Source organism: Desemzia sp. C1 (assembly GCF_020882875.1).
GTDB lineage: Bacteria > Bacillota > Bacilli > Lactobacillales > Carnobacteriaceae > Desemzia > Desemzia incerta.
In genome coordinates this window covers 82,544-104,664 of the sequence record NZ_JAJIZP010000003.1, presented here as the reverse complement: position 1 = coordinate 104,664, position 22,121 = coordinate 82,544, and the positions used below count along the sequence as shown (strand labels likewise).

Here is a 22,121-nt window from a genome sequence, read left to right as displayed (position 1 = left end):
TATATGAAAACTACCGTCCAAAAGTTGAAAGTATTTGCTGATCTAGCTGCTATGAATGACGTTTCGTTAGAAATGTACATTGATGACGCTTATCTGTCTGTTAAAAGCAAATCATTTCCTGAAGAGTACGAAGAGATGGCCAATCGTTATCTAGCTGCTCATCTGGCTACTATGTCAAATAAACATGTCGTAGCTGAAGCTGTCGGAACCTTAAAGCGCGAATACAGCGACAAAAACACATTATCCGAAGGTTTAGCTTCAACGGTTTACGGCCAAAAGTATCAGGAATTAGAAAAAGAATTTGCTAAAAACAAAGCGAAAAAAGGAATTAGCTTGGTGGTGATTTAATGAAAGTGACGAATGATTATTCTGAACAAGATCGCATCTTAGAGGTCTTTAAAGACTTAAATAGATACTCACTCGAAATCGGAATATTCGGATCAGATGACTCATTTATCGCCATGATTGCAAACGTCCACGAATTCGGGATGACAATCAAACCGAAAGGAAAATACCTAACGATTCCCACAAAAGAAGCAGGAAACAGAAGGGCCAGAGATATACCTAACTTATTCAGACCAAAAGGCGTCAACGCCTTGGCAGTAGAAGACAAGCGAAAACGCGGTAAAAACAAAGATGGTTTTATTGTCATGTTTTGGCTAGTTAAAGAGGTAAATATTCCTGAACGATCCTTTATTCGCTCCACTTTTGACGAAAAGGAAGATAATTGGTTCGAATTCTTTCAAAATCGGTTAGATGACATCATTTTAGGTAAGATTACTGCTAAAAACGTTTGGGAGCAGTTAGGGGCGTTGATCACAAAGGATGTCCAAAACAAGATTAGGGATATTAAAACGCCTGGCAAATCAGAAATGACTTTGCAGCGTAATCCCTCTAAAAACAACCCTTTGATCAACACCGGACGTATGCTTCAGTCCGTTACATGGAAGGTCGTGAAAAGGTAATGGAAAAAATGGATTTTGCTAGCCTGTTAACTGTTTTTGGCGTACCTCTTAAGGTTTACTCGAAAGACAATTTAAAAGGTCATTACGAAGGTACAGAGTGGGTTGAGGGTAGTGTTAAAAATACGCCCTTTACAGCAGTCAACGAACCTTTCATTCCGTCTAGTTTGAATAGTCGAGTACCTATCATGTTAGAGTATGATCAATCTGGAGTGAAAGAAATGTATGACATGACTTGGTTTAGTTCGTTGGTAGTTGAATTAAAAACGGTTGTGGAACATAATGGCAAATTTTATACCGTTGAAGACGCTACTCCGTTCACTGATTATTCGAATGTAACGCAATACGGTTGCAAAGGGGTAGATAAATTTGAACCAGAGCTTTAATTATCGTAAGTTCATCGACAAAATAGCGATGTTATTGAAGGTTAACTTCCAGCTATCACTTATTGAATCTAATTCAATAGGCGAACAGCTGGATTTTCCTTTTATCACATACACCATCACAAGCCCATATATTGCTACAACACAAGACATCGTAGATAACGAAACGTTTGAGATGGTTGTAAGTTTCACGCTTCACACCAGAAGTACTTTGGATGCATTAAATACATCCGGAAGCATCAATAAATGGTTCAGATCAGACAATACTCGATTGGTATTAGCAAAAGAGGGCGTTGTTGTTGTGAAAGTCACCAACTCAGGAAGCCGCGATAATTTTGTATCTGTCGATTATGAAAGAATGGCAGGTTTTGATGTGCGGTTTAGAGTTACTGATCAATATAAAGGTGAAGAAGTAGAAGAAATAAACGCAGTACAAATAGATTATTAAAAAATGGAGGTATTCACATGGCACAACCAATTAGTGACGTAACTGTTAAGATCACTGTACAAACGCCTGCATCCGTTGTTGGTTTAGGTAATCCAGCTATCTTTGTAAAAGGTACAACAGCTGGAATGAAATCTTATTCTGATTTAGAAGGATTGGCAGCGGATTACGCAGTTGGGACAGGCGTCTACAACAAAGCTAAGACAATCTTCGCACAACTCAATAAACCAGCAAAAGTTCTTGTGGTCACATACGCAGAAGGCGCTGTAGCTGCAGCTGCAGATAACGCATTTTACGAAGATTGGCACTTTGCTTTATTAGCAGAGTATAACGAGACTGATGCATTAGCGTTGTCTAACTTTGTAGAAGAACAAAATTACAAATTCGTAGTCTTACAAGTAGAAATGGCTGAAGAGTTATTACCGTATGAAAACAACTCATTAACAATTGGTTTGGTTCATTCTAAACCAGCTGAGGCTTTAGATGCAGCTTTAGTCGGCGACGCAGCTAACGCTACTGTAGGTTCAATCACTTGGAAGTTCCGTCAAAATCTGGCAGGCATTACTCCAGACAACATTAACAGAACAGAGCTAGATGCTATTCACGCCGCAGGAGGAATTGCGTACGTTTCAAAAGCAGGTGTTTCTCAAACTTCTGAAGGGAAAACTGTAGGCGGAGAGTTTATTGATGCGATCCATGGAGAACACTGGGTAAAAGCAACGATTGAATCTCGTGTCCAATCGTTATTGGCCAACACAGACAAATTATCTTTTGACGCAAACGGTATCGCGCTGCTAGATGCTGAATTGACGACTGTTTTACAACAAGCATTCATCAACGGCATTGTTGACATGGTCGACGAATCTGGAGAACCTGATTTTGCTGTTGTCGCATTACAAAGAGCTGATTTAGATCCTGCAGATATTGCTGCAAGAAACTACAAAGGTCTTTCATTCACATACCGACGTTCTGGTGCTATCCACTCTGTGGCAGTAACCGGCACAGTCGAAGTCTAATAGAGGAGGATAATACACATGAACAATACAGCTACTTATGATGCTAAAAGCGTTACTGTAACGATCGACGGATGGGCAGCTTTCGGGTTTGCCGATGGAGACATGGTCACTACTTCGAAAGACAACGATAACGTCGAAATCGTATCAGATGCACAAGGGTTTTCTTCCTTGGCCAAGAATAACGACAAATTGGGCACTATCACAGTACAACTTTCTCAAGTATCGCCTTGCTATCCTAAAATGATGGACTTAGCTCTTAAACAGAAAGTATTTCCTGTATACGTAGTCAATGGAACTGAAAAAATTGGCGGGACTCAAGGGATCGTCACTAAAACACCTGACACAAACTTCGGGAAATCTATTGGAGCGCGTTCATTTACGATTAAAGTAATGGATTATACACATAACGTTAAATAATTGATGAGCGGACTTTTTAGTTCGCTTTTATTTTAATTCCAACTACAAAGGAGAATGATCAATGGCAACAAGTAAAGAATTGAAAGAATTAGAAGTAAAAAACGCTATTCCTGCAGCTGAAAAAACACCTATGAAAAAGTTTGGGGTTCAAGAAAAGAAAGAAGTAGCTGGCATTGAGTACACTCTTCAATTTCCTGGAGTACGAGCTGCACAAAGAATCCTAGATAGTTCTAAACAAATCGGCGGAATCTTTAACGATGAAGCATATAATTCACAAATCATGGAAAGTGTAATTGTAGAACCAAAAGTTGATTGGGACTATTGGGATGAGCATGAGGGCTATCGTGAGTTGATGGCAATAGCCGATAACTTTCTTGGTCGAATGCTTAAGTAGTCCGAATGAATATGAACTACAGAAAGAAATCGACGATAATTACATGCATATCCTGCCTGTTATAGCAGGCATAGCGACTCGTGAAGAAGTCGAATTAGCGACGGCTCATGAGCTGTCGCTTTTTTACTTTATGGCCATAGAAAAAATAAAATTGATGAGAGGAGGTCTGTAAGGTGAGTGATTCATTACGTAAGTCGGTCATCACAATCGATTGGAAAATTAATAATGATAGCTTGGTCAAAGCAAATAAGGAAACTGATGACTTAATTAGTCGAGTTGGCCAGAATGCTGAACAAGCTTTCGGCAAAACAGAAGCTTCCATCGATAAATCTGCAGCCTCTCTAAAAAAACACAACGTTGTCATGCTAGACACTTCAAAAAGTACAGACAACGTCAAAAAATCAGCTGATTCTGCAAAAGACAGTTTTGTTGATTTAGGTAAAAAATCAACGGACTCGTTGGGTAAAACTGATGACGAAGCTCAAGACTTAAATCAATCCATGGAAAAAGTTGGCAAAAAAACTGAATCGGCAAAAACGGATTTTATTCAACTTGGAAATAGTTCTCAGAACTCATTGAATAAAGCAAACCGAGCATCAAAAGACGTTTCTAATTCAGTGGGGGACATAGGAAATAAAACAGACTCCGCAAAAGGGAAAGTTTCTGGATTTGCCTCTAGTTTTAAAACCAGTATGAAAAAAGCCGAATCAGCTACTTCTGGGGTCATATCTAAAGTAGATACATTGAGCACTAGAGTAGCTTCTGCAGCTAAAACGTTGGCTGCTACGTTAGGAAAAACCGCTTTGGTTGCTGGTGCTTTGGCCGTTGCCGGTACAGGCTACTCATTTAATGCTGCATCTGATTTGAATGAGTCATTTAGTAAGACAGAAGTAGCATTCGATTCTCAATCAGACGTTATTAAGGATTGGTCTAAAAATACCATTGAAAACTATGGGTTAGCCCAAGGTACGGCTTTAGATTTGGCAGCAACATTTGGAGATATGTCCACATCGATGGGGCTATCGGATAAAGAGGCGGCAAAGATGTCCATGTCAATGGTTGGATTAGCCGGAGACTTATCATCTTTCAAAAATATCGATATCGAAAATACTTATGCTGCTCTAAATGGAGTGTTTACAGGCGAGACAGAATCGCTTAAAACTCTTGGTATCATAATGACTCAAACCAACTTAGAGCAATTCGCTTTAAATAGAGGTATGGAAAAATCAGTTAAGGAAATGAGTCAAGCCGAACTGGTCCAATTGCGCTATGCATACGTGATGGAAATGACGAAGAATGCCCAAGGCGACTTTGCACGTACATCCGATCAAGCAGCCAACAGTACGCGCGTGTTCTGGGAAACGACTAAAGAGTTTGCCGCTAATGCCGGCCAGTCGTTACTACCGTTATTTACACCAGTAATTCAATTTGGATCTAAAATGATTTCTAGGCTGAATGGCGCTTTGCCTGCTTGGGAGAAAGCTCTAGCTCCTTACAGTGAAAAAGTAGGCGATGGGCTTAAATGGCTTGAAGAACGCATCGATGATGTTCCAGAGGCTTTGAAAGATGCTTCTGCTAAGTTTGAACCCGTCATGAGACCGGCATTAAAAGCAATGGAAACAACGAAAGACTTCATGCTGGATACTTTTATCCCGACAGTATCAGAACTAGCTTCATCGATGGGACCCGGCTTTATGGAGGCTGGCATTTGGGCTTTTGAAGCCGTTGGTACTGCAATTGAAGATTACGCTAAACCAGCTTTTGAATGGGTTCAAGATTATTCAGCCAAGAATCCTGAACAGATGAAATTGATTGCTAAAGGAGCCGCTATAGCTGTAGGTGGGCTATTGCTGTTCAATACAGTCAAAAAACCTATTTCAGGAGTCATTGGATTAGTTGACTCACTTGTTGGTGCAATCGATAAGATTATGCCTTCAAGTCAGAATGCGAATAAATGGCTTTCTAAATTAAGTATACCAGGTGCCAAAAACGTCCCTAACTCTCCTGTAGGCGCAGCTCCAGTTGCGACTACAGCTACTGGCGGTTCATTTATTAAAGGGGTTGGATCTAAAGTTGCTGGATTTGGCTCGAAAATGCTTACGGGAGCTAAGAATACAGGCGGATGGTTAACTGGGGCTACCCAAGGAGCGAAAGCCACGCAAGGTGCTCAAATGTTCTTTGGCGGGGCAACTAAAGGCGCTAAACTATTGAACGGGGCTAAAAACGTTGGGGTTTTAGGAAAAACAGCAGCTAAATCAGTCCCTGGATTGAGTCTCCTGCTTGCTGGCAGTAACTTGATCGGAATGAATCAAGATAATGCTGGCGAAAAAGTAGGAGAAACTAGCGGAATGCTCGCTGGTGGCGGTTTAGGCGCTGCTCTTGGATCTGTCATAGCACCAGGTATCGGGACTGTTATCGGTGGTGCTATCGGTACATTTGCAGGTAGTGCGCTCGGCAAGAACATGGGCGAGTATGTTCAAGAACATTGGAAAGATTGGGGAGACAAACTTTCTACTTTCGCTGAAAGACACCCAATCACTGGGATGCCGATTCGTTTTATCGAAAACACGGTCGATTCTGCTAAAAAAGGCCTAGCTGAACTTAAAGAATTGTTTGAAGATCCCTTAGAAGGAACGACTGATTCCGACTTAGTGAATGAGGGCGTTTCTAAAGAATCGGCTAAAAAAGTAACTAAATGGCTTGAAGGTCAAAACGAATTAGACACTGCTCGAGTAGAGAGAGAATTTACAGGCGGCACTATTTCTCAAGAAGAATTAGATGCTGTGTTGTCTGCTCGTGATCAACAGAACCAAACTATTGTTGATGCCTTAAACGGCAAAAAAGAGGCGTCTGGTAAAAATGTTGATATACTTCAGAACTCAGGTGTACTAGGGTCCAAAGATGCCTCAAATATTTTAAATTGGGCCGAACAACTCAACAAAAAAAGAGTTAACAAAGCGAATGAACTGAATGCCCAATTAAAAGAAATCGAACAAAAACAATACGATGAACAGTTGGCCATCACTAAGACCTATGAAGATAAAATTAATGCGATTAAGCAAGAAGCGAAAGATAAAGGACGCGTTCTTACTCAAGAAGAACTAGCTGAAATTAGCCGTTTAGAAGAACAGGCCGGCTTTGAAAGAAAAGGAATCTACGAGAAATACGAACCGCAGATTACTCAAATCCAAGACGAGCAAAACAAGAACGCTGTTAAGGCTTTATCTGCGTCAGCTGAAGAGCAAAAAATCATTCTTGGTAGGCTAGCAGATAGCACTGGAGAACTTTCAGCAAAGCAAGCTGCAGATATTGTGAAGAATTCAGTCGATGCAAGAGATGGCGCTATTACAGCAGCTAATGACAAATATAACCAGGTAATCGCAGCAGCTGAAGAAGAATATTACGTTCACGGAACTATTTCAAAAGCGCAATTTGAGGAAATCAAAGCGAACGCCGAATCGCAAAGAGATTCATCTATCACTGCAGCCGAAGAAATGCACGAAGGCGTGGTAGACCAAGCGAAAGAACAAGCCAAAGGACATTTAGCACAAGTTGACTGGGAAACCGGAGAAACTTTGACTAAATGGGATCGTTTTGTTTCTAATATTGCTAAGGTCTGGAACAGTATCACAAGTGGTATCAATTGGGTATTAGAATCTTTAGGATTAGATTATTCTATACCTAAATGGACACCTGCAGGTTACAACAACAATACAAGCTACAAAAATGGTAATTCTAAGTCAAATCCCAGATCTACAACAGCTACTCAGATGTACTACTCAGGTACGTCAGCTGCCTATGGTGGACCTGCTTTAGTTGGTGAAGAAGGGTTTGAGTTAGCCTATGATAAAGCAGCGTCACAAGCGATGATTTTAGGTGCTAACGGACCAGAAGTGACTCAAATTAAATCAGGAACACAGATCTTAAATCACAAAGATTCAGTTAAGTTGATGAGTGGCGGCCTTGGCGCCGGGTCGGTGTTGCCGGGCTTTGACAGAGGGAACACAACTCTCGGAGGAATGTTATCAAACGGAATAGACAAAGTTAAGAGCGTGGCATCGAACTTGTGGGGGAGCACTAAAAATATCGCTTCTAATGCATGGGAAGGAGCTAAAAACATTGGCGGGAAAGTAGCTGATGTAGCTTCAGGCGCATGGGACTGGGTAAGCGATCCAGCGGGAAAACTAAAAGAGTTAGTTGCTAAATACAATCCTTTCAGTTTCGATTCAAATAACACTATGGAGCTAACAGGAGCGGGCTTTATTAAAAAAGCCGCAGATGGTGCAAAAGACTGGGTGACTGAAAAGGTTGCTGGTTTGTTTAACTTTTCAGGAACCGGAAGCACTGAACAAGTTAACAGCTGGGTTTCTGAAGCAATCAGTATTGCAGGTGTCCCAGCTTCTTGGGCTGGACCTTTGTCGACGATTGCGATGAAAGAGTCTGGTGGTAACCCTACGGCGCAGAATAACTGGGATATTAATGCTAAAAACGGAATACCTTCCAAAGGCTTAATGCAGACAATAGGCCCAACATTCAACGCTTACAAAGCTCCTGGCCACGGTAACATAATGAATCCAATCGATAATATACTAGCTTCCATCAATTACATCAAGTCGCGTTATGGAGATGTATTTAATGTTCCTGGTATCAAGGCGATGAGCAGGGGTGGCGCTTATGTCGGTTACGCTAAAGGCGGAAAACCTAGTCGAGGAGAAACATTCTTAGCTGGAGAAGAAGGTCCCGAGCTGATCACTACTAAAGATCCTGCTACTGTCTTGCCAAATGGTTTAACCTCTAAGTTGTTAGGACAACAACAATCCAAGGCCAAAACGTTTGAATTTAAACCGGAGATTAACATTAATATCGAGGGCAGCGGCGATCCTCAAGAGGTGGCAAATAAGGTTAAGAAAGAAGTGGCTGAACAAATGGAACTGGTGTATGAAAAAATGCGGAGATTATTTGATCCGGAGGTGGCTTATTAATGGCTAAATTAGATAATATTTATATCTCCAACACAACCGATTCAGCATCGTACAGCGTCAACGTGACCGAGTATCCGGTAGAAAAAGGTATGCCGCTTTCAGACACAGTTATCCAAGTAGCGGACACTTTTACCATAACAGGTTATATCATCGATAAAAATCCCGAAAACATCTTAAATAAATTCAAAAGCAAGATGGAAAAAGGGACAGTAGTGAAGTATGTTGGGCGTGTAATAGCGTCCGATGTACTGATCACTGCTATTAATCCTAGTTATGCCGGAAACATTCAAAATGGAATGTCTGTTTCTATTTCATTGAAAAAAATTAGAATTCCAAAAAGTCCTTGGGTTGTTCGTAAAACTACCACTACTAATAGTGGAACAAAGGCAAAATCTAGTACATCTACAAAGAAATACCACAAAGTAAAAAAAGGCGATACTTATTGGGGCGTCTCCAGGAAGTATAAAAAGAATTTAAAAACAATTATGGGGTATAAGGAAAATCCTTGGCCAGCAAGATTTATTCCTATTGGGGTAAAAATCAGATATCAGTGAGGTGAATGATTAAATGGCTTTTAACACATTGATTGAATTGAATCCTGGAGAGATTCCTGTCGTTTTCGAAGTAGATTTAGGAGGAACAGTTTATTTAATGGGTATCAATAACAATATGGAGTACGATTTTTTGACCGTTGATTTATTCGATTCTGATAGCGAGGCTTTAGTGTTGGGGGAAAAGATGATTATTGATAGGCCGTTATTTGAAGACTATACAGACGATCGATTCCCCGGACCTGTTATCATACCTTCAGATACATCAAAAAACGAAACCAAGGTAACGGCCAATAATTTGGGCGTTACCGTTTTTTTATATATAGATGACGGAGGAGATTCGGATGACTAACCTTAATGAACGAGTTTTGAATGTAACGATCGAAGGAGGAACCAATTATGCAAAATACTCTTATCCAGAAATCGAAATCCATGTTGATGTACCGTTTGATGATGATCCGACGCCGAATGAAGCCACCGTAACGATATATAATTTATCGCAAAATAGCATCAATCGTATAAAAAAAGGGCACAAAATGACGGTTAACGCAGGAACGAAAAAAGAGTCAGGTTTATTGATGGAAGGTTCTATTTCGAAGGTTCATACTCAGATTTCAGGGGCCAACAAAGAGACGGTCATCAATTTAGCTGATTTTAGTTTCGGTAAAAAAACAGTAAACATAACTTTTTCGGACGGTACAAGAGCCGAGACGATACTTAGACGGTTAGCAGCGTTGGCCGGAATCACTATTGCTTACTTGGAACTTCCGACAAACAAAAAATATGAAAAAGGGTATAAAGTATCTGGTTCCGTCGAAAGTTCTTTTTCTACGATAATCGATGATTGCGGCGCTTCCTCTTACTACAGAAAAGGGAAATTATACATTCGGAATCTTAAAAAAGGCGATGACGAACGTTTTAAATTAAGTGCTGAAACAGGATTAATTGGATCGCCTAGTTATGTAGAAACAGAAGATTATAAAGGTTACAACATCCAGTGTGTTCTTCAATATAGGATTGCTACAGCCAGCATCATCACGATATCTTCTCGTTTTGTTTCCGGAACTTATCGAGTGAAGTCTGGAAGACATTCATTTGATGGTAGCAGCTTCAGAACGGAGGCCTTAATTATCTCATGAGTAATACGGATATGTTTTTTAAAGAGTTCAAAAAAGGGGTCTTGTTGGAGCTTAATACTGGATTCCCGGCAAAAGTCATTTGGTTATCTGATGATCAATCTACAGCAAGTGTTCAACCGTTGTTTTTAAGAAAGCTAAAGAGCGGAGTAAAATCTAAACAAACACCGATTTATCGTATCCCGGTAGCCAAACATTGTCGGATAGATATAGAAATAGATAGCTTAGTCATTTGCTTAGCAATGCAGCGTTCTATCGACAACATGAACGGTGTCAAATTGATTGATCCTGATAGCACACGTTTGTTCGATGACAATGATTCTGTAGTGATTGGAGTGATTGAATGAAAACCCTAAAAATGAACGGTTCAGATTTAGATATTCAAAACAATGAATTTGCTTTAGTGTCAGAAGTTGAGGAAGTTGCGCAAACGCTGCAGAACTTATTATCAATAAGGTTAGGAGAATTCGGATTAGATGAATTAGTTGGGTTAGACAGAACAAATTTACTTGGTAAGCCAATAAATTACGATGAAATCAGGGATGATGTCATTTCATGCTTATCAATTGACGACAGAGTTGAAATCGTGAATGACATAGACATCAAAATTGGGAATGACCGGAGTGCCGCCGTTCGCTTTTCCGTTAAATTGATTGGCGGTCAAGACGTGGAAGGAGAAGTGATTGTCGATGCTTGATGATAAAGGTTTAAAAATTCCGACTTATACTGATTTATTAACTGAAATGGAAAGTAAATCCAAAGAGTTGTTTGGAGAAAATATAAATTTATCTTCTTACACACCTTTAGGAATCTTGTTAAGAATTTTTTCTTGGTTCTTAGCTATCGTTTGGCAAGTGGTAGAGAATGTCTATCATAGTTCTTTCATCAAAGATAGCGAAGGAATTCAGTTGGATAGACACGGTCGTAATAGAACGATCACTAGAAATCCAGCAAGCGAATCGACTGTATTCTTGACGATTACGGGTGCCCCTTATTACACGATTCCAATTGGTAGTTATTTTGAAACTGAAGACGAAATTCGATTCATGACTATTTATGAATTGACTTTAGATCAAGCAGGCAAAGGAACCATAGAAGCCGTTTCTGTTGAGCGAGGAGCCGAAAATAATGTACTGGCTAATACGATTATTGTTATTTCTGAACCTGTCGAAGAACTGTATACCGTTACGAATGAACGTGAGGCTGCAGGCGGTTCTAATCAAGAATCAGATGTTAGTTATCGTGAACGATTGATTCAAGGGAATATAGCTCAAAACAACGCTATATTAGATGCTATTTATTCAAGAGTAAGAAATGTGAGTGGAGTAATGTCTGTCAAAATCAAAAATAATAATACGATGGATATAGTAGATGGAGTGCCTCCTAAATCGCTGAATGTTATCGTTGTCGGGGGAAATGATGCTGAAGTCGGCCAAGCTATATATAGCTCTATAGCTGCAGGAGTCGGGACAAGCGGGGAAATAACTTACACAGCTACAGCTGCAGATGGCAATACGCACGAAATTCACTTTTCCAAAGCTATTTCTACGCTTGTTTATTTCAAAGTTTCCGTGACAGTTACGGAAGAGTTTCCGGCTGATGGAGTTGACATGATTAAAGACAACATCATTTCTTATGTCGGCGGAAATTCCAGTGACGGAACAAACTATACAGGCTTGGATTTATCAGAAGAAATGATTTACACCAGGTTATTCCATAATGTTTATTCGATACCAGGAGTAGAAAATACGACTGAGCTATTAGCCGGGTTCAGTAAAGAGGATTTGACAGCCGGGAATATCTCTCCGGGGCTGAACAGCGTGTTGACAACTAGTGATGCAGCAATAGAGGTGAACGTTACTTATGCTTAAAAAAATGTTGAATATGATTCCAGAAGCTTTTTCTAATCTCCCTGAAAGCAATTTCGGGAAAATTTTCGTTCTCATAGAGCAGCAGCTGACGAAAGTAAAAGAAACAGCACAAACTATTGAAGAATGGCATGACATGGACTTGGCCAAAGGCGCGACTTTAAATAAAATCGGTGATGATTACGAGGTTATCCGAGGCAGTGACGACGACTATTTATATCGCTTTAGGATTAAGTCCAAAATTGCTACAGCTCAATCAAATGGAACCTATGACGAAATTATTAACGTCATTTGCAAAACCGTTAATGCGGATCCGAAAGATGTAAGTGTAATTGCTTACGAGAACGAACCGTTAGCTATCCAAGTCGAAAAAGTTCCGATTGATTATTTTAATGACACCGGCATCAAAATTAGTTCTTTTGTTGACAGCGTTAGGGCTGCTGTAGCTGCAGGTGTAAGGGTCGAATCCATTATCATTGAATCTCCTAGCGCAATGGAAATTCAACACAAACGTACCATTTATACAATAAAATACGGGGCATTTTCCGGAGATGGAACGTTTTCCGGAGAATTCCCTTACGAGATATTAAAAGCTGATATAAACAATAATAAGACCGAAATAGAACAATCCACTAACCGTTATTTATTCGATATTCCTTTGACCGGAGAAACTCCTTATGAAATCAAGTTAGGTCAAGTTGTGCGTGAAACTGTTAGCAATGGATTAAAAACGGAAGCTTTTGTAATACATCATCCACTTAATGGTGAGGAGCCGAACGTGAATAAGGTCGGGGACTTTAATGACAACATTGTTAGTCCGGGGATATACACGAAGCCTTACGCCATTGAATTTAAATTTTCCGGCGAAGATGATTTCTAAAGGAGGGATAAAAATGCTTACGGATGCGGCTTTAAAAAGTTATTGCGAGTACACGAAACGGATCATTTCATCTGCTAAATACAAAGTTGGAGCGACTTACTATGATGCGGGTATTGACCGAATTGAACAAACTGCTGGTGACACTATTTCTATATTTTTAGTAATTAATCCGCCTTTTTCAGGAGATGTTACTGTCTCAGAAGTACGGTTATACGACACAGGCGGAGAAATTTGGTTTAGACAGGCAGAAAATATTTCGGTTAAAGCTTATCAAGAAGGTGTGCTGTACAAATTCAGTTTCAAATTCATCGGGAAGGCGGTTTAATAAGATGGTTGCTAAAAGCGAATTTAATGATCGTGTGAACGCGGTCGAACCTGAAAAAGCTTCTGTATTAGTGGTGGCTATAAAGTTGCCGACTGGAGCGCTGGAAATCATTACAAATTATCAAAATATTCCAGAAAAAATTAAATACTATCAGGAAAATTACAATGAGAACATGCGTTTAAAACATGCTCCGGATGTTCAAATTGTAAACTTCATGATCGTGTAGAAGGGAGCATACACATGGGTTTATATTATGAATTCACAAAATGGCTTGATCACGTTGTACAGTACCCTGGTCGAAAAAAAGTGACAGAAAATCCTGACGGCACTGTTGATTTTGAACGCGCTGAAGGTGAAGTAGTCCAACGTGGTACCGCCCAAAGCGCGACAAATTTCAATAATCTTGAAAAAGGGGTCTTTGCTAACCAAGTTCAGCTTTTACAGACTGAGCAGCGCATGTTGCAAGCAGAAAGACGTTTATCAGACTTAAACGGTGCCGTAGGGCAAGTAACATTAACTAATAACAGAGCTTATCCATTTAACAACTCTAGCGCTACAGTGCCGATCGCAAAAGTACGGTCAAGCTTAAATTACGATGTCCAAATGGAAGTTATTAGCAGCTCCGGAGGGTTTGTTGAAGAGGTTATCATCTACGATAAACAAGTCAATGGATTTAAAATTAAGTATACAGGATCAGCTAAATCAGTTGTGATCAAACATAAAGTATCAGGAGGTATTTATAAATGATTATCAATAATGTAACAGATGGCAGAAAAATCCCTTATACCACAAACGGAAATAAGATTTTTTTCAATGACGAAATGATGTTGAATTTAGAAAAATATGAACGTGATTACGAAATTTCCATCGACATTTGTGAGGATGAAAACTTCATGTTAGTTAACGGTTTGGGCCGCCGTTACGTAGCTCAAATTAAAATACCTGAACGCAAGTACAAACAAGTTAACGCCGAACAAGAATCAAACGAAGACGGTGACATTGGAGAAGCTGAACCACAATACGATGTTGTTCCCGTTCCATTTGATATCAACAAGTGTACGTTAAATTTATGGGGGTTAGATTAATATGAGTAATTTCGATGCATTAAAATTAGCAGTAGAGGCGTCTATGCCAAACAATACCGTTTTATTTGACGACAGAGGAATGCCGTCTGTCATGGTAAAAATCCCGAAATTTAAAGTAAGTGATGTGATTACGGGTGGGTCTCAGAGCACACATCCAGCTTTTATTGTGAATGGTGTTGAAAAAGATTTTATCTATATTTCAAAATATCAAAACGTTGTGATTGATGATCGTGCTTACTCTTTGCCAATGCAGGACCCTAAAGTTGCAGTCAACTTTGATCAAGCAAAAGCTTTTTCTGAGAACAAGGGGCAAGGATGGCATTTAATGACGAATGCAGAGTGGGCAGCCATTGCTTTGTGGTGTTTAAAAAACGGATTCTTGCCACGCGGAAATAATAACTACGGTTCTGATCATTCTGCTAGTCACGAAACAGGTGCTGCTTCGTATAGCGAGGGTAACAGAACTGCTAGAATCGCAACTGGATCCGGACCTGTTACTTGGTCACATAATGGAGATGGTTCCGGCATTTATGATTTAAACGGAAATGTTTGGGAATGGGTAGGAGGCTACCGGACTAACGAAGGTGAAATTCAAGTTATTCCTGATAATAATGCAGCTGTTACCGGAACGAATCAAACGGCTTCTAGTACATTATGGAAGGCTATCGATACTACAGGAGCATTAGTGGCTCCAGGCACTTCAGGTACTCTTAAATTCGATAACACTTCTAAATTGGTAACGACACAATCAGGTACAACGGGACAAGGGAATGTTGAATTTGAATCTATGGCAAAAGACGCGAGCATTACTACTGTTCCAGAAATTTTAAAGTCTTTAGGACTATTTCCAGCAGGAACTAACTTAGGTGGAGACAGATTCTACACAGATTCATCCGGGGAACGTCTGGCTTATCGTGGTGGCTATTGGCACAGCACGTCTAACGCTGGTGTCTTTTCTCTGAACGGCTACAGCACTCGTTCGAATGTGACTACGAACATCGGCTTCCGGTCCGCTTTTGTTGAATAACTGAAATCTGTAGCACTGAATCTCTGAAGTGTCCGCGATAGCGGGCGCTTTTATTTTTATGTTTTTTCACTCTAAGTCAAGTGAGGTGTCTCTTGAACGATTTTAAAATATTACAAAAGGTCTATGACATGATTCTTTACGGGAATCAATGTCTAAAGCATTTTCCGAAGTCAGAAAAGTATGCAATGGCAGCAGATATCAAGCAGTCTATGTATCGCTTATTAAGGTTAGTGATTGAAGCGAATAAAAAATATCACAAAAAGACCACAGCTCAACAAATGGATGTAGAGCTTGAAGTTCTTCGTACTTTTATCAGGTTATCAGCTGATAAAAGTTTGAAGTATTTGCCGTTAAGCAAATACGAGAATTGGGCAAAAATGTTAAACGAAATCGGCCGTATGCTAGGTGGTTGGATGAAAACAATGAAATAAATAATAAATTGGGTATAGGTCATATACGTCTGGCTTATCGTGGTGGCAATTGGAACAACACGTCTAACGCTGGTGTCTTTTCTCTGAACGGCAACAACACTCGTTCGAATGTGAATACGAACATCGGCTTCCGGTCCGCTCTACTTTCAATCTTCATCGACAGAAGTTGCAACCTTAAGGGGTTTCATCCAGCTCAAAAGAGAGTAAAGGGATTTATATCCACGCTTGAGAACGAAGCGGAAAATCAATGTACGGATGCATGCAGCTAGTAGCCAACGAACGTTGCAAAACATCACTAACCCCAAGGGGATGAAGTTATAAAACGTATCGGAGATCTTTATAACGAAATATGCAGTTTCGATAATTTGTACCAAGCATATCTAGCAGCCCGAAAAGGCAAAAGATATCGCGAAGAAGTATTGCGGTTCTCTGCAAATTTAGAAGAAAACTTAATTGAAATTCAAAATGAATTGATTTTCCATACATATGAAGTTGGTAAATACCGAGAATTTTTCGTGTACGAACCTAAACAACGTATGATTATGGCGCTACCTTTTAAAGACAGAGTAGTTCAGTGGGCTATTTACAGAGTATTGAACCCCTTGTTCGAAAAACAGTATTACGATCATTCGTATGCATGCCGCGTCGGTAGAGGTACTCACTCAGCAGCTAATAAGCTTCAAGAATGGCTACGAATCGTGAATAAGAAACCAGGTAAATGGTATTACTTAAAGATGGATATTTCAAAGTATTTTTACCGAGTTGATCATGAAATATTAATTAACATCATTGAGAATAAAACAAAAGACGAAGAACTTCTTTCTCTTTTGAGATTACTCATAAATTCCGAAAGCACGGAATTTGGCCTTCCCGTAGCTTCTTCCCTGACAGACACAAATGTTAGAGAAGGTGATAAGGGTATGCCGATCGGTAATTTGACAAGCCAGTTATTTGCGAATATCTATTTAAATGAATTGGATAAGTTCGTAAAGAATGAATTAAAGGCTCGTTATTACATAAGGTATATGGACGATTTCGTTTTATTATCTAACGACAAGCAGGAATTGAATCAATGGAAAGAGGAAATCATTTCTTTCTTGGACGAAAAGCTTAGTTTGCAGACGAATAATAAAACCTGCATACGTCCAATTGCTTTAGGAATTGAATTCGTCGGTTTTAGAATATGGTTTACACATAAGAAACTACGTAAATCAACTGTAAGACGCATGAAAACTCATCTAAAATATTTACAAAAACAATACGGTAGAAATGAGATTGATGTCCCTCGAGTGCATCAAGCGGTTATGAGCTATAAAGGTATGCTGGATCAGACTGATGCACATCTACTCAAAAATAAATTATCTCAAGATGGTGTATTTCGCAGAAATGATTAACAAAGGATTTTCTGTCAAGAAAGGAAGTGAATAAATGGTAAATCGAAAATTGAAGCAAGATCTGCAAAACGCATCAAGTAAAAGGCCCGGCGATTTCTGGGGTGCTTTAATCGCTGGCGTAAGCATTTTGTATGGGGAATTCATTTTTATAATTGACGGTTATTTCATTAACAATGCTGAACCTTACCTAAACAAGATGCCTGAAAACGTAATCGGGTTAATATTAGTGTTTTTAGGTTGCTTAAAGCTAGTTGGATTGATTAGCCACAATAGAACACTAAAAAAACTAGGCATCTGGTCGTTAAGCGGCATGTGGAGTGGCCTATTTTTTGTAGCATTAACATTCTCATTCGGCACCGGTTATCCAGATCCGTCGTATATTTTTATACTTCCGATCATGATAGGTTGTTTCAGGGTGTCGTTAAAGGGGGATTACAGTGCATGAACTGGGAAGTGATTCTAGGTATTTTTATCGGTACAGGCGGAGCCGGGTCTTTAGTTTCTGCTTTTCTTACATACAAAAGCAAACAAAAAGAGCATGAATTGAATCTATTGGCCCGCGCTCGTGAGGAAATCGAACGTTTAGATAAAAAAGTCAAAGATCTCGAAGAAGAAAATGACAAAAAAGATAAAAATGAAATTACGCTCAACAGCATTATCCAAGATTTGAAATTCCAAATCAATGAATTGAAAATTATCGTCCAAAAGAAAGATAACTACATTGACCACTTGAAAGAATTGGTCGATGGGTTCAAAAAAAGAATGAAAAGAGGAGAAGTTGAATGAAAATTAACTGGAAAATCAGGTTTAAGAACCCGCAATTTATTGCACAATTGTTCATGGCCATCTTTATCCCAATACTAACTTATGCAGGTATCACAGCTCAGGACATTACATCCTGGGCTATTTTATGGGAACTGCTCATTGATGCTGTTAGCAACCCATACGTTTTAGGAACAATTCTCGTATCTCTGTATAATGCCGTAATCGACCCAACCACTAAAGGTCTATCGGATAGTATTCAAGCTTTGAACTATACAGAACCTAGAAAGGATGATATTTAATGCCAAACATTATCAAAAAACATACATTGGTAAACTTCACAAACAAGAAAATAAATGTAAAGTATCTTGTAGATCATGATACAGGAGTAAAAGGGCAAACAGCTAAAAGTAATGCAAATTATTTTTACAATACTTTTAGAGGTGCTTCAGCTGGTTATTTTGTAGATAAAAATGACATTTATGAGGTAGTTCCACCTGGTAAAGTATCATGGCATATTGGTGATGATAAAGCAGGGGATCAACACGATATTGGAGATTTAATCAATAATCACAATACAATTGGTATCGAGATGTGTGCTGAAAAAGACGGTAGTTTTCACCCTAACACTATTTCAAACGCAGCATGGCTTACACAAAAACTCATGAAAGAACACAACGTACCAGCTTCGAGAGTCGTTAGACATTATGATGCTAGCGGAAAAAATTGTCCTCAGTTTATGAACAGAGATGGCAAATGGACTCTATGGAAAAAATATCATAGTCAATTAACAGGACAATCGGTAGTCAGTGCTCCATCTGGAACGTTTATTGGCAAAGAATTTGTTCATAAAGTAGTAGCTGGTGATACGTTATGGGGATTATCCAAACAATATAATGCTACAGTCGATCAGATTAAGGAATGGAACAACATCAAATCAGATACGATCGTTATCGGCGACACGTTGAAGATTAAAGCAAACAATCAGCCAACTGACAATCCTGAACATATTGAAACCGTGCCAGCTAAAGTTGATGATGGTAAGTTAGTTGTGGATGGATTACTGGGAAGATTAACAATCCGTGCGTGGCAAAAAGCGTTAGGAACGCCAGCAGATGGAGTGATTTCGAAACCTTCTACAATGATTAAAGAATTACAAAGGTTGTTAGGAGTTACTATTGATGGTTGGTTAGGTAAAGAGACTATTTCAGCTTTACAAAGATACCTTAGTACGCCAGTTGACGGAGAAATTTGGGAACCTTCTGCAATGATTAAAGAATTACAACGTCGATTAAATGCTGGAACCTTCAATCCTAAACCTGCAACTTCTGGTAAACAAAAATCAAGCTATAAAGGTAACTCTCTCGTTGATTATTTAAAATCAATCAAAGTGGATTCTAGTCCTGCAAATCGCAAAAAGCTAGCTGCTAAGTATGGTATTAAAAATTATAAAGGAACAGCTGCACAGAACTTACAGTTATTAAACAAAATGAGATAAGTCAAAAAGCCTCTACCTAAAAATGGTAGGGGCTTTTTTTCGTTGTTCAAATTTGATTCATGATATATTGCATCATATCCAAAGATTCGCTTAAAGATGCATTAAAAAATATAAAAACATGCTTTTCAAAATCTATTTTAAAATAATATGTCGAGTTGTTTTCTTCAATTTTTAATATGACACCATTTAAATTTATGCTATAAATCAGACGGTTCATTTGATCAGTCCTTTTTATTTTTAATATACGCAAAATCAAAATAATGAAGAACATTTAAAAAGAACAACCGTAGTTAACGATTGTTCTTTTTGAATGTTCTATATATAAGCCAAATTGGCCAACCCAAAATGAGAAAACAACTTTTCTGACTGCTAACCCGAAATGAACCCGAAATGATTTATCACCTTATGCGAGTTGTTTACTAAAAATAGTTGATACAAAGAGATTTTAAAGCCTAGTTTTATCTCTTTTTAAACTTGTAACGGCCCTAGAGAGGTTCGAACTCCCGACCTAACGTTTATACTGATAGGTAACGTTCTTCTGCAACATGACTTGCTCAGAATACTTGTTTTCCCCCAGTCCACACCTTGCAGGCGACTTTCATCGCACAAGGCGTTCCATCAATCAGAATTTCGTTGAAGAGAGAAGAACTCTTATGAATGTAAAACACATCTCATTTGCACAAAGACAAAATGAATCTATGATACTGGAAATAAATGCATTATGCTTCAACGAAATACTCGACTGACTTGCCATCTTCCCTCCGCTGGTTGTTATCCCAGGTTCATTGGTACTACACAGCTGCTGCCATAACTATTCAACGACCATTATCCTGTCGTTTAGAACCCTCAAATAGGAGTTAACAGTTCTTAGTTGCTTCCAACGTTCCGTTATTACTAGCTTTACCATTAAACTTAGGTGCTTTCTATAAATGTTTCAGCGTTTTTGATCCACAACCATTCAATCAAAAACTATTAAGGTCAAATCCTTAATAACAGTTTGTGTTTTCCTAGACAGTCCACCGTGCTTTAATTCATCGAGTGAAGAAACATCCGTACGTTCGAAAGTTCGTCAGTGTCAAAACACATTCTCACCTTATTTAATTTATAGCCCTCCGACTACTGGGCAGATGCTTTTCGCCGACTTTACCGAACTTTTGACAATACCCAACTATTTTTAAGTCTTGCCAATCGGAGATCAAGGTATTTCTCAAGCGGTTGACTTGAGTGTGCTTTTTTCATTTTGCACAATATCGTAATAACAGTTAAGCCAAGCGGCTCTTACTTTTTATAAACTTTTTCAAGTTTACTTTGTAGTAAAACGTTGCGTACAGGAAACGTTTGCTCTATCCAACTGAGCTATAGGACCACATGGATAAAATTATTTTCTCATGATTCTAAAAAGTTGTCTAGTGATTTTGAGAGAATTATGATGTCAGTCCATTTTACCTTCACAAAAAAACAAGCTAGGTCTAATGACAATAGCTTGTTAGAAACAAATCAATATTTGTATAACATGGTAATAAATTCATAACCTGTTCCGATCGTCCAGAAGAGAACGTGATCACCGCGTTTGATTTTTTCCGTTTGAATCCCTTCATGTAGAGCCAAAAATGGACTGCTGGTGCCAGGATAGCCGAACTGATCGCCTACAAAAATCATTTGGTCATTTGAAAAACCTATTTCTTCTTGAATCATATCCAGATTAGCTTTATTACTTTGCGAAAAGCAGCATTTCACATCACTTGGAGATAAATCGTATTGATCCAAAAGTTCTCGAATAGAGTCATAGACATGAGGATACATTTCAGAATCATCAAACGGACGAGTCTTCATGTAAGCATGAGAGTTTCCAGCAACTAATTGAGTTAGACCTTCTGCTGGGAACATCATATTGGTTGGATCAGTACTGTCCATATAATGGATGGCATCTATAAAACCTGTCTCTTCATCTGTTTTTTCTAAAATGACTGCAACAGACAGATCGCCAAAGAAAGGATAAGCAACTTCATCTTCTGGATCTAAAATAGGAGAAAAATGGTCTGCACCAACGACTAGAGCTCTCTTTATACGAGGATTGGAGAGCATAGTTCTGGAAGCTTGCTCTACGGCCATCGTCATTCCAGCGCAGTTCGCATTTAAGTCATAATCCAACATCCGGTTTTTTCCTTTGATGGCTTGATGCACAAACAAAGCATTCATCGGAAGACTATGTTCAGGAACTTGAGTAGAGTAAATCAATAAATCGATATCTTCACCAGTTAGGTCAGCTTTTCGCAAAACTTCTCTACTAGCTTTAACAGCCATCGTGACGCCGGTTTCTCCAGAATCCTTTATGCGATAACGGGTCTGTCTTCCAAGGTGCACCAATAGATTTTGAATATCTTTTCCTTTTTCAGCAAAGTGGTCAATAAAATAGTCGTTTTCCACGGTATGAGCAGGGTGGTATAAAGCAATTTCTGTTAGTTTAATATGTGTCACTAAAGACAGTCCTTTCTATTGTATCAATTCAATTAAGTGGATTATTTCTCATAAAAAAAGTAAGGGAAAATGGCTCCCTTACTTCAA

General features: G+C 39.0%; 27 protein-coding genes. 26 read left to right on the top strand and 1 reads right to left on the bottom strand.

Features of this window, described 5'->3' with window-relative positions; all coding sequences use genetic code 11:
• The first annotated feature begins 3 nt into the window (after positions 1–3).
• The 26 genes from LMF32_RS00890 (at position 4) to LMF32_RS00765 (ending at position 19,556) form a co-directional block, all read left to right on the top strand.
• A complete protein-coding gene (locus tag LMF32_RS00890) occupies positions 4–348 on the top strand; it encodes a DUF4054 domain-containing protein (RefSeq protein WP_230523526.1) in 345 nt (114 codons plus the stop codon).
• Positions 348–965 carry a hypothetical protein gene (locus tag LMF32_RS00885; RefSeq protein WP_230523525.1) on the top strand — a complete coding sequence of 206 codons (618 nt, stop codon included), beginning with the start codon at positions 348–350 and terminating at the stop codon, positions 963–965. Before LMF32_RS00890 ends, LMF32_RS00885 begins: the two co-directional genes overlap by 1 nt.
• Before the next feature lie 8 nt (positions 966–973).
• On the top strand, positions 974–1,348 hold the full coding sequence (locus tag LMF32_RS00880) for a hypothetical protein (RefSeq protein ID WP_230523524.1): 375 nt from the start codon (positions 974–976) through the stop codon (positions 1,346–1,348).
• Positions 1,332–1,793 carry a hypothetical protein gene (locus LMF32_RS00875; RefSeq protein ID WP_230523523.1) on the top strand — a complete coding sequence of 154 codons (462 nt, stop codon included), beginning with the start codon at positions 1,332–1,334 and terminating at the stop codon, positions 1,791–1,793. The genes LMF32_RS00880 and LMF32_RS00875 overlap by 17 nt, the downstream gene beginning before the upstream one ends.
• 17 nt (positions 1,794–1,810) lie before the next feature.
• Positions 1,811–2,806 carry a DUF3383 family protein gene (locus LMF32_RS00870; RefSeq protein ID WP_230523522.1) on the top strand — a complete coding sequence of 332 codons (996 nt, stop codon included), beginning with the start codon at positions 1,811–1,813 and terminating at the stop codon, positions 2,804–2,806.
• A gap of 18 nt (positions 2,807–2,824) precedes the next feature.
• On the top strand, positions 2,825–3,223 hold the full coding sequence (locus LMF32_RS00865; RefSeq protein WP_230523521.1) for a hypothetical protein: 399 nt from the start codon (positions 2,825–2,827) through the stop codon (positions 3,221–3,223).
• Between the two features lie 61 nt (positions 3,224–3,284).
• Entirely contained in the window at positions 3,285–3,617 is a 333-nt protein-coding gene (locus tag LMF32_RS00860) for a hypothetical protein (RefSeq protein ID WP_230523520.1), read from the top strand.
• Positions 3,618–3,790: 173 nt separating this feature from the next.
• Complete coding sequence (locus LMF32_RS13665) at positions 3,791–8,599, top strand: transglycosylase SLT domain-containing protein (protein WP_230523519.1); 4,809 nt, start codon at positions 3,791–3,793, stop codon at positions 8,597–8,599.
• A complete protein-coding gene (locus LMF32_RS00850) occupies positions 8,599–9,153 on the top strand; it encodes a phage baseplate protein (protein ID WP_230523518.1) in 555 nt (184 codons plus the stop codon). Before LMF32_RS13665 ends, LMF32_RS00850 begins: the two co-directional genes overlap by 1 nt.
• Positions 9,154–9,166: 13 nt before the next feature.
• Positions 9,167–9,502: a hypothetical protein gene (locus tag LMF32_RS00845; RefSeq protein ID WP_230523517.1), complete on the top strand. Its 336-nt coding sequence runs from the start codon at positions 9,167–9,169 to the stop codon at positions 9,500–9,502.
• The gene (locus LMF32_RS00840) at positions 9,495–10,289 is read left to right on the top strand and encodes a hypothetical protein (protein WP_230523516.1); all 795 of its coding nucleotides are present in this window, start codon (positions 9,495–9,497) and stop codon (positions 10,287–10,289) included. Before LMF32_RS00845 ends, LMF32_RS00840 begins: the two co-directional genes overlap by 8 nt.
• Positions 10,286–10,633: a hypothetical protein gene (locus tag LMF32_RS00835; protein WP_230523515.1), complete on the top strand. Its 348-nt coding sequence runs from the start codon at positions 10,286–10,288 to the stop codon at positions 10,631–10,633. Before LMF32_RS00840 ends, LMF32_RS00835 begins: the two co-directional genes overlap by 4 nt.
• Positions 10,630–10,983, top strand: coding sequence for a hypothetical protein (locus LMF32_RS00830; protein WP_230523514.1), 354 nt, complete (start codon positions 10,630–10,632; stop codon positions 10,981–10,983). Before LMF32_RS00835 ends, LMF32_RS00830 begins: the two co-directional genes overlap by 4 nt.
• A complete protein-coding gene (locus LMF32_RS00825) occupies positions 10,976–12,157 on the top strand; it encodes a baseplate J/gp47 family protein (RefSeq protein ID WP_230523513.1) in 1,182 nt (393 codons plus the stop codon). The genes LMF32_RS00830 and LMF32_RS00825 overlap by 8 nt, the downstream gene beginning before the upstream one ends.
• Entirely contained in the window at positions 12,150–13,034 is an 885-nt protein-coding gene (locus tag LMF32_RS00820; protein ID WP_230523512.1) for a hypothetical protein, read from the top strand. The genes LMF32_RS00825 and LMF32_RS00820 overlap by 8 nt, the downstream gene beginning before the upstream one ends.
• A 13-nt stretch (positions 13,035–13,047) precedes the next feature.
• Entirely contained in the window at positions 13,048–13,359 is a 312-nt protein-coding gene (locus tag LMF32_RS00815; protein ID WP_230523511.1) for a hypothetical protein, read from the top strand.
• A gap of 4 nt (positions 13,360–13,363) precedes the next feature.
• A complete protein-coding gene (locus LMF32_RS00810) occupies positions 13,364–13,585 on the top strand; it encodes a hypothetical protein (RefSeq protein WP_230523510.1) in 222 nt (73 codons plus the stop codon).
• Between the two features lie 14 nt (positions 13,586–13,599).
• Complete coding sequence (locus LMF32_RS00805) at positions 13,600–14,106, top strand: hypothetical protein (RefSeq protein ID WP_230523509.1); 507 nt, start codon at positions 13,600–13,602, stop codon at positions 14,104–14,106.
• Positions 14,103–14,444 (top strand): hypothetical protein, encoded by a 342-nt coding sequence (locus LMF32_RS00800; RefSeq protein ID WP_230523508.1) that lies wholly within the window; start codon positions 14,103–14,105, stop codon positions 14,442–14,444. The genes LMF32_RS00805 and LMF32_RS00800 overlap by 4 nt, the downstream gene beginning before the upstream one ends.
• A 1-nt stretch (position 14,445) precedes the next feature.
• A complete protein-coding gene (locus LMF32_RS00795) occupies positions 14,446–15,471 on the top strand; it encodes an SUMF1/EgtB/PvdO family nonheme iron enzyme (RefSeq protein WP_230523507.1) in 1,026 nt (341 codons plus the stop codon).
• Between the two features lie 80 nt (positions 15,472–15,551).
• The gene (gene avd, locus LMF32_RS00790; RefSeq protein WP_347401893.1) at positions 15,552–15,902 is read left to right on the top strand and encodes a diversity-generating retroelement protein Avd; all 351 of its coding nucleotides are present in this window, start codon (positions 15,552–15,554) and stop codon (positions 15,900–15,902) included.
• A 365-nt stretch (positions 15,903–16,267) separates the two neighbouring features.
• Positions 16,268–17,296, top strand: coding sequence for a reverse transcriptase/maturase family protein (locus LMF32_RS00785; protein WP_230523505.1), 1,029 nt, complete (start codon positions 16,268–16,270; stop codon positions 17,294–17,296).
• A gap of 34 nt (positions 17,297–17,330) precedes the next feature.
• Complete coding sequence (locus tag LMF32_RS00780) at positions 17,331–17,741, top strand: hypothetical protein (protein WP_230523504.1); 411 nt, start codon at positions 17,331–17,333, stop codon at positions 17,739–17,741.
• Complete coding sequence (locus LMF32_RS00775; protein WP_230523503.1) at positions 17,738–18,082, top strand: hypothetical protein; 345 nt, start codon at positions 17,738–17,740, stop codon at positions 18,080–18,082. Before LMF32_RS00780 ends, LMF32_RS00775 begins: the two co-directional genes overlap by 4 nt.
• On the top strand, positions 18,079–18,360 hold the full coding sequence (locus tag LMF32_RS00770) for a phage holin (protein WP_230523502.1): 282 nt from the start codon (positions 18,079–18,081) through the stop codon (positions 18,358–18,360). Before LMF32_RS00775 ends, LMF32_RS00770 begins: the two co-directional genes overlap by 4 nt.
• Entirely contained in the window at positions 18,360–19,556 is a 1,197-nt protein-coding gene (locus LMF32_RS00765) for an N-acetylmuramoyl-L-alanine amidase (protein ID WP_230523501.1), read from the top strand. Before LMF32_RS00770 ends, LMF32_RS00765 begins: the two co-directional genes overlap by 1 nt.
• Positions 19,557–21,053: 1,497 nt before the next feature.
• Here the strand turns inward: LMF32_RS00765 and LMF32_RS13485 are convergent.
• Positions 21,054–22,034, bottom strand: coding sequence for a 3-oxoacyl-ACP synthase III family protein (locus tag LMF32_RS13485; protein ID WP_230523500.1), 981 nt, complete (start codon positions 22,032–22,034; stop codon positions 21,054–21,056).
• Positions 22,035–22,121 lie beyond the last annotated feature (87 nt).

Excerpts from the sequence above, each read along its gene's own strand:
- LMF32_RS00850 (WP_230523518.1), top strand. The coding sequence starts at position 8,599 with ATGGCTAAATTAGATAATATTTATATCTCCAACACAACCGATTCAGCA.
- LMF32_RS00840 (WP_230523516.1), top strand. The coding sequence starts at position 9,495 with ATGACTAACCTTAATGAACGAGTTTTGAATGTAACGATCGAAGGAGGA.
- LMF32_RS00800 (WP_230523508.1), top strand. The coding sequence starts at position 14,103 with ATGATTATCAATAATGTAACAGATGGCAGAAAAATCCCTTATACCACA.
- LMF32_RS00885 (WP_230523525.1), top strand. The coding sequence starts at position 348 with ATGAAAGTGACGAATGATTATTCTGAACAAGATCGCATCTTAGAGGTC.
- LMF32_RS00795 (WP_230523507.1), top strand. The coding sequence starts at position 14,446 with ATGAGTAATTTCGATGCATTAAAATTAGCAGTAGAGGCGTCTATGCCA.
- LMF32_RS00770 (WP_230523502.1), top strand. The coding sequence starts at position 18,079 with ATGAAAATTAACTGGAAAATCAGGTTTAAGAACCCGCAATTTATTGCA.
- LMF32_RS00765 (WP_230523501.1), top strand. The coding sequence starts at position 18,360 with ATGCCAAACATTATCAAAAAACATACATTGGTAAACTTCACAAACAAG.
- LMF32_RS00860 (WP_230523520.1), top strand. The coding sequence starts at position 3,285 with ATGGCAACAAGTAAAGAATTGAAAGAATTAGAAGTAAAAAACGCTATT.
- LMF32_RS00845 (WP_230523517.1), top strand. The coding sequence starts at position 9,167 with ATGGCTTTTAACACATTGATTGAATTGAATCCTGGAGAGATTCCTGTC.
- LMF32_RS00815 (WP_230523511.1), top strand. The coding sequence starts at position 13,048 with ATGCTTACGGATGCGGCTTTAAAAAGTTATTGCGAGTACACGAAACGG.
- LMF32_RS00775 (WP_230523503.1), top strand. The coding sequence starts at position 17,738 with ATGAACTGGGAAGTGATTCTAGGTATTTTTATCGGTACAGGCGGAGCC.
- LMF32_RS00880 (WP_230523524.1), top strand. The coding sequence starts at position 974 with ATGGATTTTGCTAGCCTGTTAACTGTTTTTGGCGTACCTCTTAAGGTT.
- LMF32_RS00890 (WP_230523526.1), top strand. The coding sequence starts at position 4 with ATGAAAACTACCGTCCAAAAGTTGAAAGTATTTGCTGATCTAGCTGCT.
- LMF32_RS00820 (WP_230523512.1), top strand. The coding sequence starts at position 12,150 with ATGCTTAAAAAAATGTTGAATATGATTCCAGAAGCTTTTTCTAATCTC.
- LMF32_RS00835 (WP_230523515.1), top strand. The coding sequence starts at position 10,286 with ATGAGTAATACGGATATGTTTTTTAAAGAGTTCAAAAAAGGGGTCTTG.
- LMF32_RS00870 (WP_230523522.1), top strand. The coding sequence starts at position 1,811 with ATGGCACAACCAATTAGTGACGTAACTGTTAAGATCACTGTACAAACG.
- LMF32_RS00825 (WP_230523513.1), top strand. The coding sequence starts at position 10,976 with ATGCTTGATGATAAAGGTTTAAAAATTCCGACTTATACTGATTTATTA.
- LMF32_RS00805 (WP_230523509.1), top strand. The coding sequence starts at position 13,600 with ATGGGTTTATATTATGAATTCACAAAATGGCTTGATCACGTTGTACAG.
- LMF32_RS00810 (WP_230523510.1), top strand. The coding sequence starts at position 13,364 with ATGGTTGCTAAAAGCGAATTTAATGATCGTGTGAACGCGGTCGAACCT.
- LMF32_RS00830 (WP_230523514.1), top strand. The coding sequence starts at position 10,630 with ATGAAAACCCTAAAAATGAACGGTTCAGATTTAGATATTCAAAACAAT.
- LMF32_RS00780 (WP_230523504.1), top strand. The coding sequence starts at position 17,331 with ATGGTAAATCGAAAATTGAAGCAAGATCTGCAAAACGCATCAAGTAAA.
- LMF32_RS00865 (WP_230523521.1), top strand. The coding sequence starts at position 2,825 with ATGAACAATACAGCTACTTATGATGCTAAAAGCGTTACTGTAACGATC.